Source organism: Stagnihabitans tardus, from assembly GCF_009925085.1.
Classification (GTDB): Bacteria; Pseudomonadota; Alphaproteobacteria; order Rhodobacterales; family Rhodobacteraceae; genus Stagnihabitans; species Stagnihabitans tardus.
Genome location: NZ_JAABNR010000001.1, coordinates 239,398 through 253,730, shown reverse-complemented (window position 1 = coordinate 253,730; position 14,333 = coordinate 239,398). Strand labels below are relative to the sequence as shown.

Sequence of the window (14,333 nt, the reverse complement as noted above, 5' to 3'; positions counted from 1 at the left end):
CGCCTCAGGGCAGGAATTTCGGTTCGTCCAGGCCCTCGCCCACGCCCTCGAAGGCGAAGACCTTGCCGGAGTTCGGGTATTGGGCAATGGCCTCGGGGGACATCTCTTCCAGCGCCGTGGTGACATAGAGCGTCTTCAGCCCCGGCCCACCAAAGGCGCAGCATGAAGTATGGGGCGCATCCACCTTGACTTCCTTGAGGAATTCGCCCGTGGGGGAATAGCAGGCGACGCGGCCCAAACCCCATTGCGCGTTCCAGAAGTTGCCCGCCGCGTCGATAGTCGCCCCATCGGGATAGATCTCGGTGCCGGTGAAATCGAGGAAGACCTCGCGCTCTCCTGCGGGCCAGCCATCGGCATCCAAAGCGACCTTCCAGACGGTTTGCGCCATGGTGTCGGCGAAATAGGCGATATCCCCCTCGGGCGAGAAGCAGATCGCATTGGGGATCGAGACCCCGTCGTAAAGCTTGCGCGTCGCGCCCTTGTACAGGCGATAGATCGCCCCCTTGCCCTTGCGCGCGGCGGGGTCCTTGACCAGGGTCGAGGTCCAGAAGCCGCCCTGGCGGTCCACCTTGCCGTCATTCGGGCGGCGGTCGGGCTGATCCGCCTCGATCGGCACCAAGAGCTCGGTCTCGCCGGTTTCCAGCGACATGAGGTAAACCCCGCCCTCGCAGGCCACGACCGAGACGTAATAGCCCACGGCGCCGAGCGCGCTGCCCATGCCCGGCAGGTCCCATTCGCGCGGGCCATTGCCGTCGACCGAACGGAGCTTCTTGTTCAGGATGTCGAACCAGAAGGGGCGCATTTGCGAGGGGTGCCAGAGCATGCCCTCGCCCAGGTCGTTGATGCGGTCGTCGAAGATCATTTCAGGGCCTCATCATAAGCGGTGACGGTTTCACGCGCGCGGGCGGCGACCTCGGCCACTGTCAGTCCCGGCGTGTAAAGCGAGGTGCCGATGCCGAAGCCGTCGCAGCCCGCCTTGATCCATTGCGCGAAGTTCTGCGGCCCCGCGCCCCCTACGGCGTAAACCTGGGTGCCCTTGGGCAGGACGGCGCGGATCGCCTTGACGCCGTCGGGGCCGATGAGGGAGGCGGGGAAGATCTTCAGCCCGTCGGCCCCGGCCTTCAAGGCTGCAAAGCATTCCGTGGGCGTCATGACGCCGGGCCAGGAGGCCATGGCCCTGCGCTTGGTCTCGGCGATGACCTCCGGGTCGCAGTTGGGCGAGACGATCAGCGTGCCGCCTGCGTCCTGGACCTGGGCCACTTGTTCGAGCGTCAGGACGGTGCCCGCGCCGATCTGGACCTCGGACCCAAAGGCCCGCGCCATCTGGCCGATGGAGTTCATCGGATCGGGCGAGTTCAGCGGCACTTCGATGCGGGTGATGCCTGCGGCGATCAGGGCCTCGGCCATGGGCAGCGCCTCGGGCGGGGTCAATCCGCGCAGGATGGCGATGATGTTGCGCATTTACTTCTCCAGTTTCAGGCGGAGCGAGGCGAGGCCCGCAAGGGTGCAGGCGGTGGCGTCGAGGGTGTCGGCCTTGAGGCCCTGGGTGGCCAAGGCGCGGGCATAGGAGGCCGAGAGCTTCTCGGCGCCGATCAGCTTGACCTGCTGGCCCAGCCAATAGGGCTTGGCGCCTGCGAGTTCGATGCCGATGAGGAGGCCCGAGAGCCGGGCCTTGGCAGAGGCGCCGGGCAGGGCGTGCAGAAGCCCTTCCGCCCGCAGGGAAAAGAGGCGCGCCGCGATGCGGTCGGGGCGGGAGAGGGCCTCGGACAGGCCCTCGTCGAAGGCGGCGTCATCCCAGCCCTCGGCCATGGAGTGGCGCAGGACGGACTGGGTGGAGAGGAGGGCGAAGAGCTCTCCGGTCATGAAGGTCTGGAAGGAGGTGACCTCTCCGGCGCTGACCTGGGCCCATTTGGAATGGGTGCCGGGCAGGCAGAAGACGCCGTCGAAAGCGGGGTGAAGGGCCAGCGCCCCGGCGAGCTGGGTCTCTTCGCCGCGCATGACATCGGCGGGGCGGGACTGCGAGAGGCCGGGGGCGATGCGGACGTCGAGGCGGGGGTCGGTGGTCTCGACCCTTGTCAGGCCAAGGGCATCGGTGGGGGTGCAGGGGACGGCGCGGTAGGTGGCCTCGCGCCAGCCCTGCCGCGCGCCCACCATGCCGCAGGCGAGCACCAGGGTTTTCCCGTCAAGCCAGGGCTCGACGAGTTCCAGAAGGGCGGCCTCGAATTCATGCGGGGCGAGCTTGCCCATGCCCTTGGGGCTTTCGCCATGGGCCACCGGGCCATCCGGCCCCATGGCCCAGGCGCGCAGGTTCGACGTGCCCCAATCGACAGCAATCCAGTTCATCAGGCCCCCCCTTTGGTTGGCCGCAGTTTTGCCCCGAGAGGGGCAGAAGGGCAACCGTTTTCCGGGGTGGGGGAAAATTTTAGTAAACAGGTTCGCGCGGGGGAGGCTGCGTGATCTCACGCATCACCGGAACGGTCGCGCGGAAAGGGTCGAGGTCCCGGGGCTCAAGCCCGGGGCGGCGGGGGGATGGGGTACCGTCGTTCTGCGTAGCCCGTTGTATACCCCGGGTCTCAGCCCTTCTTCACCAGCCGCGCAGCGTGCAACAGCGGCTCAGTATAGCCCGAAGGCTGGGTGCGGCCCTTGAAGACCAAATCCCGCGCCGCGTTCCAGGCGACCCCGTCATAGGCGGGCGCCATGGGGACATAGGCCGGATCGCCCGCATTCTGGCGATCCACCACCAGCGCCATCTTGCGGAAGGCGGCCTCGACATCCTGGGCGCTGACCACGCCGTGATGCAGCCAATTCGCGATATGCTGGGCCGAGATGCGGCAGGTCGCGCGGTCCTCCATCAGGCCCACGTCGTTGATATCGGGGACCTTGGAGCAGCCCACCCCCTGATCGACCCAGCGCACGACGTAACCCAGGATGCCCTGGGCATTGTTCTCGACCTCGCGCGCCACCTGTTCGGGCGTCCATTTCTGATAGGAGGCGAGGGGGATTTCCAGGATGGTTTCCACATAGCTCCGCCGCCCGCCCGCAGCCAATTTGCGCTGCACGGCAAAGACATCGATCCGGTGGTAGTGCAGCGCATGGAGCGTGGCGGCGGTGGGCGAGGGCACCCAGGCGCAATTGGCCCCGGCTTTCGGATGGTCGATCTTTTGTTCCAGCATGGCGGCCATCAGGTCGGGCGCCGCCCACATGCCCTTGCCGATCTGCGCCCGGCCCGAAAGGCCACATTCCAGGCCGATATCGACATTCTGGTTCTCATAAGCCCCGATCCAGGACTTGCGCTTGATGAAATCCTTGCGGCTGAAGGCGCCGGCCTCCATCGAGGTGTGGATCTCGTCCCCCGTGCGATCGAGGAAGCCCGTGTTGATGAAGGCCACGCGGTGCTTCGCCGCCCGGATGCATTCCTTGAGGTTGACGGAGGTCCGCCGCTCCTCATCCATGATGCCGAGTTTCACCGTATTGGCGGGGAGCCCCAGGAAAGCCTCGACGCGGGTCATGGTCTCGACCGCGAAGGCGACCTCTTCCGGCCCATGCATCTTGGGTTTCACCACATAGACCGAGCCGTGATGCGAGTTGCGCAGGCCCGCGCCCCGGCGCAGGTCGTGCTTGGCGATCAGGACCGTGATGGCGGCATCCATCAGGCCCTCGGGGACCTCGCGGCCCTCGCGGTCCAGGATGGCGGGGTTGGTCATCAGGTGGCCCACATTGCGCACCCAAAGGAGCGCGCGGCCCTTCAGCACCTTGGTCCCGCCATCGGGGGCGGTGAAGGTCCGGTCCTCGTTCAGGCGGCGGGTGACCTGGTGGCCGCCCTTGTCGAAAGAGGCGGTCAGGCTGCCCTGCATGAGGCCCAGCCAATTCTCATAGGCGCCGACCTTGTCTTCGGCGTCCACACAGGCCACCGAATCCTCGCAATCCATGATGGCCGAGACGGCGCTTTCCACCACCACATCGGCCAGCAAGGCCTGATCCCGGGCGCCGATGGGGTGCGCGCGGTCGAAGACCAGTTCGACATGGAGCCCGTTGTTGACGAGCAAAACCGAATCCGGCGCCTTGGGATTGCCCTTGAAGCCCGCGAATTTCGCAGGCTGCATCAGGGGCAGGTCATCGATCAGAAGCGCTCCGTCCTTGACGTAATAGCGGCGGACATCGGCGTGACTGGCGCCGGCAATCGGGAAGGCCTCGTCCAGGAAGACGCGGGCCCTGGCGACCACGCGGGCGCCATGGCCGCGCTCATAGGGGCCCTTGGGCGGGGTGCCAATCGCGTCGGTGCCGTAAAGCGCGTCGTAAAGGCTGCCCCAGCGCGCATTGGCGGCGTTCAGGGCATAGCGCGCATTGGTGATCGGCACGACGAGCTGGGGCCCGGGGATCTTGGCGATCTCGGGGTCGACGCCCTCGGTCTCGATCTGGAAATCGGGGCCTTCGGGCTGCAGGTAACCGATCTGGCGCAGGAAGAAGACATAGGCCGCGGGGTCATGGGGCTTGCCGCGCTGGCTGATGTGCCATTGGTCGATCGCCTGTTGCAGCGCCTCGCGCCGGGCCAGAAGCGCGCGGTTCTTCGGGCCAAGCTCATGGATCAGGGCAGAGAACCCCGCCCAGAAGGCCTCCGCCTCGGTGCCCGAGCCGGGCAGGGCGCGGGTCTCGATGAAAGTGGCGAGGCTTGCCTCCACCGCCAGGCCATTGCGCTCTACCCGTGCCATCGTCACCTCCATTTTCCGCCATCTGACCGGAAGGCCGCGGCCATGGCAAGCCGGGGCTTTGGCTGAAGCCGTATCAAACATTGCAGGAAAGTGCGGGGATTGCGGCGGCCCTGGCCCTCAAAGCGCTTTGAATTGGCGCTCTTGGGTGGTATTGCGGCGCCATCACGGGGGAGCTCGGGGAAAGCATGGAATATCCTGACCAGTCTTTGGGCGATCTGTTCACCGATCTGCACCTGTCGGGGCTTTGGCCCGATGGCAAGGTGATCTCGGATGCCGTGCTGAAGGCCCCGGCCGAGGAGATCGTCGCGGCATGGTACGCGGAGGCCCCGACCGATCTGCGCGCCTTCTTCGACCGCTGGTTCGCCCCCGTCTCGGCCGGAGAGGCGGGGTATCGCACCGATCCGCGCCATGGGCCGCTGGAGCATCTGGAGGCTTTGTGGCCGCATCTGACGCGGGCGGCCGATGCGCCGGAGCGCTCCTCGCGCGTGCCCCTGCCGCATCCTTATGTCGTGGTCGGAGGGCGCTTCCAGGAGGCCTATTACTGGGACAGCTATTTCACGCAACTGGGGCTCTTGAAGACCGGGCGTCATGGCCTGGTCCGCGACATGCTGCGGAATTTCGCCTGGGCGGTGCAGAGCTTTGGCCTGATCCCCAATGGCTTTCGGACCTATTTCCTGACGCGCAGCCAGCCGCCGTTTTTCCCCTCGATGGTGCGGGATTATGGGCGGGCCATCGGCGATCTTGCGGCGGCCTACCGGGAGTTCGCGCCCGAGATGGAGGCGGAATACCAGTTCTTCCTGGACCGCCGTCATGAGGGCGGCCTTGCGGCCTATGCCGACGAATCCCAGGCGCCCCGGGTCGAGATGCTGGGCCATGACCTGAAGACCGGGGGGGCGGCGTCCTATTTCCTGAACCTGCGGGCGGCTTGCGAGTCGGGCTGGGATTTCTCGGCGCGCTGGTATGGCGCGGGGGGGATCGAGACGATCCGGGCCCATGAGCTTTGGGCGGTGGATCTGAATTCCATCCTTCTGGTCAACGAGGAGATCCTTTTCGAGGCCACGGGGAAAGAGGTCTATGCCCAGGCGGCCGAGGCGCGGCGGAAGGCGCTGCAAGAGCGCTTCTTCGCCGATGGCTTCTTCCGCGATGTCGAGATTGCCACGGGGCGGGCCACGGGCTTCACCTCGGCCGCCGGGCTCTTTCCGCTTTGGGCGGGGGCGGCCACGGTGGAGCAGGCGGCGGAGGTGGTGGCCCATATGAAGGCGTATCTTTGGGCGCCGGGGGGGCTTTTGACCTCGGATGTGGTCTCGGGCGAGCAATGGGACGCGCCGAACGGCTGGGCGCCCTTGCAGTGGATCGCCATCCAGGGGCTGCGGCGGTACGGGTTCCACGCCGAGGCGGAGGAGCTGCGGCGGCGCTGGCTGGCCACCTGCGATGCGGTCTTTGCCGCCACGGGGAAATTCATCGAGAAATACAATGTGATGGAGCCCCTGGGCGCCTCGGGTGGCGGGGAATATCCGCTTCAGGACGGGTTCGGCTGGTCGAACGGGGTTTACATCGATCTGCAGGAATAGCGCTGGAATTTTCGTTCCAGCTTGATAGAACCTTGTTCCAGACCCCAACAGAAGGGCCCCGGGACATGGTCGAGACCGAAGACGAGATGCGCGCGCCCGCCACGGTGGAAGAGTTCCGCCTGAGGCTGGCCGAAGTGCTGGACGACCTGCCCAAGCGCCTGCGCCAATGCGCCGATTATATCGCGGCCAATACCGACCGGATCGCGGTCTCGACCGTGGCGGAGCTGGCCGCCGGGGCGGAGGTCCCGCCCTCGGCCCTGATGCGGTTTTGTCAGATCCTGGGGTTTTCGGGCTTTTCCGAGATGCAGCGGCTCTTCCGCGAGGCCTATTCGCCCGGCTTTCCCGATTACTCGACGCGGCTGAAGAACCTGCGGGCGGGGGAGGCGGGGTCTCCGGCCGCGCTGCTGGCGGAGTTCGTGGAGGCGGGGCGGCTCTCGCTCGAGGCCCTGGCCAAGCAGACCGACGAGGCGGCGCTGGGGCGGGCGGTGGAGGTGCTGACTGCGGCGGGGACGCTGCACCTGGTGGGGTTTCGGCGGGCCTTTCCGGTGTCGAGCTACCTGGCCTATGTGCTGGAGAAGATGGCGGTTCCGGCCATGCTGCACGGCGGTCTTGGCAAGCTGACCCATGGCCATGCGCTGCGCCCCGGCGATGCGGTCCTGGCCATCACTTTCGCGCCCTATTCGGAAGAGACGATCCAGATGGCGGCCGAGGCCGCCGCGCGCGGGCTGCCGGTCGTGGCCCTGACCGACCGCATGACCTCGCCCCTGGTGCGGCATGCCTCGGTGGTGCTGACCGTGCCGGAGGTGGATTTCGGCGCCTTCCGGTCCCTGTCGGCCACGATTGCCATGGCCATGGCCCTGGCGGTGGCGGTGGGGACGGCGCGGGGCGGGGCCTAGGTCCGGGTCTTGCCTGCGGGCTGACGCCCTTGTCGCGACCCGGAGGTAGCGGGGGCTGCCGCCCCCGCACCCCCGCTTCAAGGGGGCCACGGCCCCCTTGAAAATCCCCGTGGATATTTGGGGACCCGTGAAAACGAGGGGAGGTCCTTGGAAAGGGGCTTTCATTTTTGAAATGCGTGGAATATTTATTCCACAGCGCCGGGCGATTCCCGGGAGCGGCTGGGAGGAGTGCCATGAAGAAGCTGGACGTCATCACCATCGGGCGGTCGTCGGTCGACCTTTACGGCGCCCAGGTCGGCGGGCGGCTGGAGGATATGGGGTCCTTCCAGAAGTATATCGGCGGCTCGCCCACCAATATCGCGGCGGGGACGGCGCGGCTGGGGCTGAAGTCGGCCTTGATCACGCGGGTGGGCGACGAGCATATGGGGCGCTTCATCCGCGAGGAGCTGGCGCGGGAAGGCGTCGATGTGCGGGGGGTGAAGACCGATCCGCAGCGGCTGACGGCGCTGGTGCTTCTGGGCATCCGGGACGAGAGCCAGTTCCCCCTGATCTTCTACCGCGAGAATTGCGCCGATATGGCCTTGTGCGAAGACGACATCGATCCGGGCTTCATCGCCGAGGCGCGGGCGGTTGTCGCCACGGGGACGCATCTGTCGCATCCGCGCACCGAGGCGGCGGTTCTGAAGGCGCTGCGCCTGGCGCGGGAGGCGGGGGCCCAGACGGCGCTGGACATTGACTACCGCCCGAACCTCTGGGGCCTGGCGGGCCATGGCGACGGCGAGAGCCGCTTCATCGAATCCGCCGCCGTGACGGCCAAGCTGCAGGGCACGCTGCATCTTTTCGACCTGATCGTGGGCACGGAGGAGGAGTTCCACATCGCGGGCGGCTCCACCGATACGATTGCGGCCCTGCGCGCCGTGCGGGCAGTCTCGGGGGCGACCCTGGTCTGCAAGCGCGGGCCCATGGGGGCCGTGGCCTTCACCGGCGCCATTCCCGATACGTTGGACGAGGGGCAGTCCGGCCCCGGCTTCCCGATCGAGGTCTTCAACGTGCTGGGCGCGGGGGATGGCTTCATGTCGGGTCTCTTGAAGGGCTGGCTCGATGGCGAGGCCTGGCCAGTGGCCTTGAAATATGCCAATGCCTGCGGGGCTTTCGCGGTGTCGCGCCATGGCTGCACCCCGGCCTATCCCTCCTGGGAGGAGCTGCAGTTCTTCTTGGGGCGCGGGGTTGTCGAAAAGGCGCTGCGCAAGGATGCGGCGCTGGAGCAGGTCCATTGGGCGACCAACCGGCACAAGGACCTCTCGACCATGCGGGTCTTTGCCTTTGACCACCGCATGCAGCTGGAGGCCATGGAAGGTGCCACGCCCAAGAAGATCGGCGCCTTCAAGAAGCTGTGCCTGAGGGCAGCCTTGCAGGTCAGCGCGGGACGTGCGGGCTATGGTGTGCTTTGCGACAGCCGTTTGGGGCGTGAGGCGCTGTACCAGGCGGCGGGCACGGGCCTTTGGATCGGGCGGCCCGTCGAATGGCCGGGCTCGCGGCCCCTGAGCCTCGAGCCCGAGCTGGGGCCGGATTTCGGGGGCCTGCAGGAATGGCCCTTGGAACATGTCTGCAAGGTCCTGTGCTTCTATCACCCCGATGACACGCCCCAGATGAAGGCCGAACAAGAGGCCACGGTGGTCCGGCTCTTCCACGCCTGCCGCCGCAACCGGCTGGAGATGCTTCTGGAGGTCATCCCCTCCAAGGTCGGGCCGGTGGATGACGAGACGACCGCCACGATCATCCAGCGCTTTTACGACCTGGGCGTCTATCCCGACTGGTGGAAGTTGGAACCCTTTGCGACGGATGCGGCCTATGAGAAGGCCTGCGCGGCGATCACGCGGAACGACCCCCATGTGCGGGGCGTGGTGGTCCTGGGGCTCGATGCGCCCTCCGAACAGCTGGCGGCCTCTTTCGCGCTGGCGGCACGGCATCCCCTGGTCAAGGGCTTTGCCGTCGGCCGCACGATCTTTGGCGAGGCGGCGCGGGGCTGGCTGGGCGGGGCCTTGTCGGATGAGGCGGCTGTCGCGATGATGGTCGAGAAATATCAGGGGCTTTGCGCCGTGTGGGATGCAGCCCGGGGGAGCAAGTGATGGGAACGATCCGTTTGACGGCCGCCCAGGCCATGGTGAAATGGCTGTCCGTGCAGATGACCGAAGAGGGCGAGCGCTTCATCGAGGGCGTCTGGGCGATCTTTGGTCATGGCAATGTGGCGGGCCTGGGCGAGGCCCTGCATGGGGTCAAGGATATCCTGCCCACCTGGCGCGGGCACAACGAGCAGACCATGGCCCATGCCGCCATCGCCTATGCCAAGACGATGAAGCGGCGCCGGGCGATGGCGGTCACGACCTCGATCGGGCCGGGGGCGACCAATGTGGTGACGGCGGCGGCCTTGGCCCATGTCAACCGGCTGCCCTTGCTGATCATCCCGGGCGATGTCTTTGCCAACCGGGCGCCCGATCCCGTGCTGCAGCAGATCGAGGATTTCGACGACGCGACCGTGTCGGCGAACGACTGCTTCCGCCCCGTGGTGCGCTATTTCGACCGGATCTCGCGGCCGGAGCATCTTCTGACCGCGCTTCCCCGTGCCATGCGGGTGATGACCGATCCGGCCAATTGCGGCCCGGTCTGCCTGGCCTTCTGCCAGGACACGCAAGCGGAAGCCTATGACTACCCGGTGGAATTCTTCGTGCCGAAAGTCTGGTATATCCGCCGCCCCGAGCCCGATCAGCGCGAGCTGGCCGAGGCCGTGGCCGCGATCCGCGCCTCGGAGCGGCCCCTGATCGTGACGGGCGGCGGGGTGATCTATTCCGGCGCGGAAGCAGCGCTCCTGGACTTTGCGCGCCGCCACAACATCCCCATGGTCGAGACCCAGGCCGGCAAGGGCGCGGTCGACTGGGAGGAGAAGCTGCACTTCGGCTCTCCGGGCGTCACGGGGACGGGCTGCGGCAACCAGCTTGCCGCCGAGGCCGACCTGGTCATCGGGGTGGGGACGCGGTTCCAGGACTTCACGACCGGGTCCTGGACGGTGTTTTCGAGGCCCGGGCGCAAGGTGCTGTCGATCAACATCCATGGCTATGATGCGGGGAAACGCGGGGCTCAAGCGCTGGTGAGCGATGCCAAGGTGGCGCTCGAGAAGATCAGCGCGGCCTTGGGCGACCACCGCTTCGCCGATCCCGATTTCGCCGCGCGGGAGGCCTGGTTCGCCACGACGGATGGGCTTTTTGCCGCGCCCAAGGGCAATGAGCTGCCGACCGATGCCCAGGTGATCGGCGCGGTGCAGCGCAATACCGGCAAGGATTCGGTCGTCATGTGTGCGGCCGGCACCATGCCCGGGGCGCTGCATGTTCTGTGGCGCGCGGCGCAGGGCGGCTATCACATGGAATATGGCTTCTCCTGCATGGGCTACGAGATCGCGGGCGCCATGGGGATCAAGATGGCGTCTCCCGGGAAACATGTGGTCTGCATGGTGGGCGATGGCTCTTACATGATGGCCAATTCCGAGCTGGCGACGGCGGTGATGATGGGCATTCCCTTTACCGTGGTCCTGACCGACAACCGGGGCTATGGCTGCATCAACCGGCTCCAGCGCGCGACGGGCGGGGCAGGGTTCAACAATCTGCTCGATGACAGCTACCACGTGAACCCCGCGCATATCGACTTCGTGGCCCATGCGGGCTCGATGGGGGCGCAGGTGGTGAAGGTGGCGGGGATTGCGGAGCTGGAGGCCGAGATGGTCAAGGCCAAGACGGCCTCGCTGCCCACCGTCATCCTGATCGAGACCGATCCCATGCCGGGGACGGGCGCGGGCGGGACCTGGTGGGATGTGGCGGTGCCGGAAGTCTCCGACCGCGCCGAGGTCCGGGCGGCGCGGGAAGGCTATGAGGCGGGCGTCAAGCGGCAGTTCCTGCTGAACTGACGCACTGGAGGGGTTTCACACCCCTCCAGACCACCCCGTGGGATATTTGTGAAAAGATGAAATCAGGGGGCCGGAATGGTTGATCTTCTGCGGAAACCCAAGGGCGTGCGGGGCAAGGTGCATGACATCTCTGCAGCCGATGCGGGCTGGGGCTTTGTGGGCTTCGGGCTTTATCGGCTGGAGGCGGGGGATGTTGCCACCGAGTTGACCGGCGACCGCGAGGTCATCCTGGTGCTGGTCGAGGGCAAGGCCAGGGTCTCGGGCGCGGGGCAGGACTTTGGCGAGATGGGCGCGCGGATGGATGTCTTCGAGAAGACCCCGCCGCATTGCGTCTATTTCCCGGGCGGGGTCGAGTGGCGGGCCGAGGCCACGACCTCTTGCACGCTGGCCGTCTGCTCGGCGCCCTATATGGGGGAGTACAAGGCGCAAAGGCTGGGGCCCGAGGGGATCTCCATGGCGCCGCGTGGCGCGGGGGCCAATCTGCGGCTGGTGAACAATATCGCCATGGAGGGGCGGGATGTGGCGGGCTCACTCCTCGTGACCGAGGTCTTCACGCCGCAGGGCAATTGGTCCTCCTATCCCAGCCATCGCCATGACGAGGATGACTTCCCCCGCATGACCTACCTGGAAGAGACCTATTACCACCGGCTGAACCCGGGGCAGGGCTTCGGGGTGCAGCGGGTCTATACCGAGGATGGGTCCCTGGACGAGACCATGGCGGTCAAAAGCCATGACGTGGTCCTGGTGCCCAAGGGCCACCATCCCTGCGGCGCGCCCTATGGCTATGAGATGTATTACCTCAACGTCATGGCGGGGCCGCGGCGGAACTGGCGGTTCCAGAATGACCCGGATCATGACTGGATCTATCGGCGGGACAATCCGACGGTGTAACAGAGGGCGCGTCCATTGGGCGCGCCTTTTGCCTTTGGGGGGCGAAGGCGGGGGCCAGCCCCCGCACCCCCGCTGGAGGGGGCACGCCCCCTCCAGACCACCCGTGCCGTTTTGGCAATCGGGGCTCTGTGCTGGGCCCCTTGTGCCAGGGGGCCTTCTGACAATTCAGCGCTTGCGCGACGACGTCATGCGCAGGGGTCTGCTTTCACATTGGCCCAAATATCCACGGGGTTTCCAAAGGGGAGCGTGCTCCCCTTTGGGCGGGGGTGCGGGGGCGGCAGCCCCCGCTTCCTCCGGGAGTTTTCCGTGGCATTTCATGCCTCGGAAAACTCCCGGACCCCGTCAGATCGCCATTTGTTGCCCCATCTCGACCACGCGGTTCGAGGGCAGGCAGTAGAAGGCCGTCGCATCGGCGGCCGATTTCGACAGGCCGATGAAGAGCCGCTCCTGCCAGAAGGGCAGCCCGTGGTGCTTGGCCGAGCGGAAGGTGCGGCGGTTCAGGAAGAAGCTCGTCGTCATGATGTCGAACTTCTCGCCGCGCTTCCTGGCCAGCGACAGGGCCTTGGGGACATTGGGTGTCTCCATGTAGCCGAAGGTCATGATGATGCGCACGAAATGATCGCTCAGCCGCTCCATCGTGATCTTCTTCTCATCCGAGACCGTGGGCGTATTGGCCACCTGCACGGTCACGATGAAGTTCTGGTTGTGGAGCACCCGGTTGTGTTTCAGGTTGTGCAAAAGGGCCGAGGGCGCGGTGTCGGGGTCTTGCGTCAGGAAGACCGCCGTGCCGGGCACCGACATGGGCTGGCTCTTTTGCAGCATGGCGATGAGCTTCGGCAGGGAAATCGCCGAATCCGCCGCCTTGCGCTTCACATGGATGGTGCCGCGCACCCAGGTCCAGATCAACAGGCACATGGTCATGGCCAGGATCACGGGCACATAGCCGCCATCCAGGAGCTTCATCAGGTTGGCGGCCAGGAACATCAACTCGACCACCAGGATCGGCGCGATGACGGCCAGGACCAGGACCAGCGGCCATTTCCAGGCCCGCCAGAAAAGGATGAAGGCCAGGATCGAGGTGATGACCATATCCCCCGTCACGGCAATCCCATAGGCCGAGGCCAGCCGAGTCGAGCTCTCGAAGGCCACGACCAGGATGATCACCGCGATCATCAGGATCGAATTGACCTTGGGCATGTAGATCTGGCCGTGCTGGGTCTCGGAGGTGTGACGGATCTCGAGCCGGGGCAGAAGACCCATCTGCACCGCCTGCTGCATCATGGAAAAGGCGCCCGAAATCACCGCCTGGCTGGCAATGACCGCCGCCGCCGTGGCCAGGATGACCATGGGAAGCAGCAGCCACTCCGGCACCATCAGGTAGAAAGGGTCCGAAGCGCCGGCCGGGTTGTTCAGCACGAAGGCGCCCTGGCCCAGGTAGCTCAGGGCCAGGGCCGGGAAGACCAGGCCCACCCAGGCCAGGCGGATCGGGCGGCGGCCGAAATGGCCCATGTCGGCATAAAGCGCCTCGCCCCCGGTGACGGCCAGGAAGACCGATCCCATGACGAAGAACGAGGCCAGGCCGTGGTTCATCAGATAGCCCACCGCGTGATGGGGCCCGAGCGCCTCCAGGATGCGGGCATCGTCGCCCAGGTGCCAAAGCCCCATCCCCGCCATCGCCAGGAACCAGACCACCATGATCGGCCCGAAGAAGCTCGAGACCCGCTCGGTCCCCTGGCTTTGAAACAGGAAAAGCCCGATGATGATCCCCAATGTCGCGGGCACGACAAAGGGCTGGAAGCCCGGGGCCACCAGCGCCATGCCCTCGACCGCCGACAGGACCGACATGGCCGGCGTGATCATCGCATCGCCGAAGAAAAGCGAGATCCCCACGACGCCAATCGCGATCAGCCACCCCGGCCGCCGCTTCAGCGCCTGCTGGACCAGGGCCACGAGCGAGAGCGTGCCCCCCTCGCCCCGGTTGTCGGCCCGCATGATCAGAAGCACGTATTTGACCGTGACGATCAGGATCAGCGTCCACAGAAGCAGCGAGACGATTCCCACGACCTCTTCGGCGGATTTTCCGTCCCATTTCGACCAATGCAGGGATTCGCGCAGCGCGTAAAGCGGCGAGGTCCCGATGTCGCCATAGACGACGCCGACAGAACCGAGGATCAGTTTTGCCAGGTTTTGTTGAGGAGCATGGCCCTGCGGCATGGCCGGTTCGGGCTTGGCCGCCTCGGGAGAAGAGGCGGGCGTGTCTTGCGAGCTGTTGTCGTTCATGACCTTGGCCAGTGACCTGTCTAGGCGCGCT

10 protein-coding genes are annotated in these 14,333 nt (G+C 66.3%); 5 read left to right on the top strand and 5 right to left on the bottom strand.

Translation table 11 applies throughout. From position 1 onward, the window contains the following. Positions 1-4 precede the first annotated feature (4 nt). The 4 genes from GV832_RS01165 to GV832_RS01150 form a co-directional block, all read right to left on the bottom strand. Positions 5-862, bottom strand: a complete 858-nt coding sequence (locus GV832_RS01165; protein ID WP_168772973.1) for an SMP-30/gluconolactonase/LRE family protein — start codon at positions 860-862, stop codon at positions 5-7. Continuing rightward, positions 859-1,461, bottom strand: a complete 603-nt coding sequence (locus GV832_RS01160) for a 2-dehydro-3-deoxy-6-phosphogalactonate aldolase (RefSeq protein WP_168772972.1) — start codon at positions 1,459-1,461, stop codon at positions 859-861. Before GV832_RS01160 ends, GV832_RS01165 begins: the two co-directional genes overlap by 4 nt. Further along, on the bottom strand, positions 1,462-2,343 hold the full coding sequence (locus tag GV832_RS01155; RefSeq protein ID WP_168772971.1) for a 2-dehydro-3-deoxygalactonokinase: 882 nt from the start codon (positions 2,341-2,343) through the stop codon (positions 1,462-1,464). 230 nt (positions 2,344-2,573) lie between these two features. Next, a complete protein-coding gene (locus GV832_RS01150; protein WP_168772970.1) occupies positions 2,574-4,709 on the bottom strand; it encodes a malate synthase G in 2,136 nt (711 codons plus the stop codon). Between the two features lie 185 nt (positions 4,710-4,894). Between GV832_RS01150 and GV832_RS01145 the strand changes: the two genes are divergently transcribed. The 5 genes from GV832_RS01145 (at position 4,895) to iolB (ending at position 12,022) form a co-directional block, all read left to right on the top strand. Next, complete coding sequence (locus GV832_RS01145; protein WP_168772969.1) at positions 4,895-6,280, top strand: trehalase family glycosidase; 1,386 nt, start codon at positions 4,895-4,897, stop codon at positions 6,278-6,280. Between the two features lie 65 nt (positions 6,281-6,345). Further along, entirely contained in the window at positions 6,346-7,176 is an 831-nt protein-coding gene (locus GV832_RS01140; RefSeq protein ID WP_168772968.1) for a MurR/RpiR family transcriptional regulator, read from the top strand. Between the two features lie 233 nt (positions 7,177-7,409). Then, a complete protein-coding gene (locus GV832_RS01135; RefSeq protein ID WP_168772967.1) occupies positions 7,410-9,305 on the top strand; it encodes a bifunctional 5-dehydro-2-deoxygluconokinase/5-dehydro-2-deoxyphosphogluconate aldolase in 1,896 nt (631 codons plus the stop codon). Continuing rightward, a complete protein-coding gene (iolD, locus tag GV832_RS01130; RefSeq protein ID WP_227754165.1) occupies positions 9,305-11,131 on the top strand; it encodes a 3D-(3,5/4)-trihydroxycyclohexane-1,2-dione acylhydrolase (decyclizing) in 1,827 nt (608 codons plus the stop codon). The genes GV832_RS01135 and iolD overlap by 1 nt, the downstream gene beginning before the upstream one ends. 75 nt (positions 11,132-11,206) lie before the next feature. Beyond that, a complete protein-coding gene (gene iolB / locus GV832_RS01125; RefSeq protein ID WP_168772965.1) occupies positions 11,207-12,022 on the top strand; it encodes a 5-deoxy-glucuronate isomerase in 816 nt (271 codons plus the stop codon). 342 nt (positions 12,023-12,364) lie between these two features. Here iolB and GV832_RS01120 read toward each other — a convergent pair whose 3' ends face one another. Further along, positions 12,365-14,302, bottom strand: a complete 1,938-nt coding sequence (locus GV832_RS01120) for a potassium transporter Kup (RefSeq protein ID WP_227754164.1) — start codon at positions 14,300-14,302, stop codon at positions 12,365-12,367. Between the last annotated feature and the right edge of the window lie 31 nt (positions 14,303-14,333).

Bases quoted from the DNA above. Each gene is read 5' to 3' on its own strand.
- GV832_RS01165 (WP_168772973.1), bottom strand. From the start codon at position 862: ATGATCTTCGACGACCGCATCAACGACCTGGGCGAGGGCATGCTCTGG.
- GV832_RS01160 (WP_168772972.1), bottom strand. From the start codon at position 1,461: ATGCGCAACATCATCGCCATCCTGCGCGGATTGACCCCGCCCGAGGCG.
- GV832_RS01155 (WP_168772971.1), bottom strand. From the start codon at position 2,343: ATGAACTGGATTGCTGTCGATTGGGGCACGTCGAACCTGCGCGCCTGG.
- GV832_RS01150 (WP_168772970.1), bottom strand. From the start codon at position 4,709: ATGGCACGGGTAGAGCGCAATGGCCTGGCGGTGGAGGCAAGCCTCGCC.
- GV832_RS01145 (WP_168772969.1), top strand. From the start codon at position 4,895: ATGGAATATCCTGACCAGTCTTTGGGCGATCTGTTCACCGATCTGCAC.
- GV832_RS01140 (WP_168772968.1), top strand. From the start codon at position 6,346: ATGGTCGAGACCGAAGACGAGATGCGCGCGCCCGCCACGGTGGAAGAG.
- GV832_RS01135 (WP_168772967.1), top strand. From the start codon at position 7,410: ATGAAGAAGCTGGACGTCATCACCATCGGGCGGTCGTCGGTCGACCTT.
- iolD (WP_227754165.1), top strand. From the start codon at position 9,305: ATGGGAACGATCCGTTTGACGGCCGCCCAGGCCATGGTGAAATGGCTG.
- iolB (WP_168772965.1), top strand. From the start codon at position 11,207: ATGGTTGATCTTCTGCGGAAACCCAAGGGCGTGCGGGGCAAGGTGCAT.
- GV832_RS01120 (WP_227754164.1), bottom strand. From the start codon at position 14,302: ATGAACGACAACAGCTCGCAAGACACGCCCGCCTCTTCTCCCGAGGCG.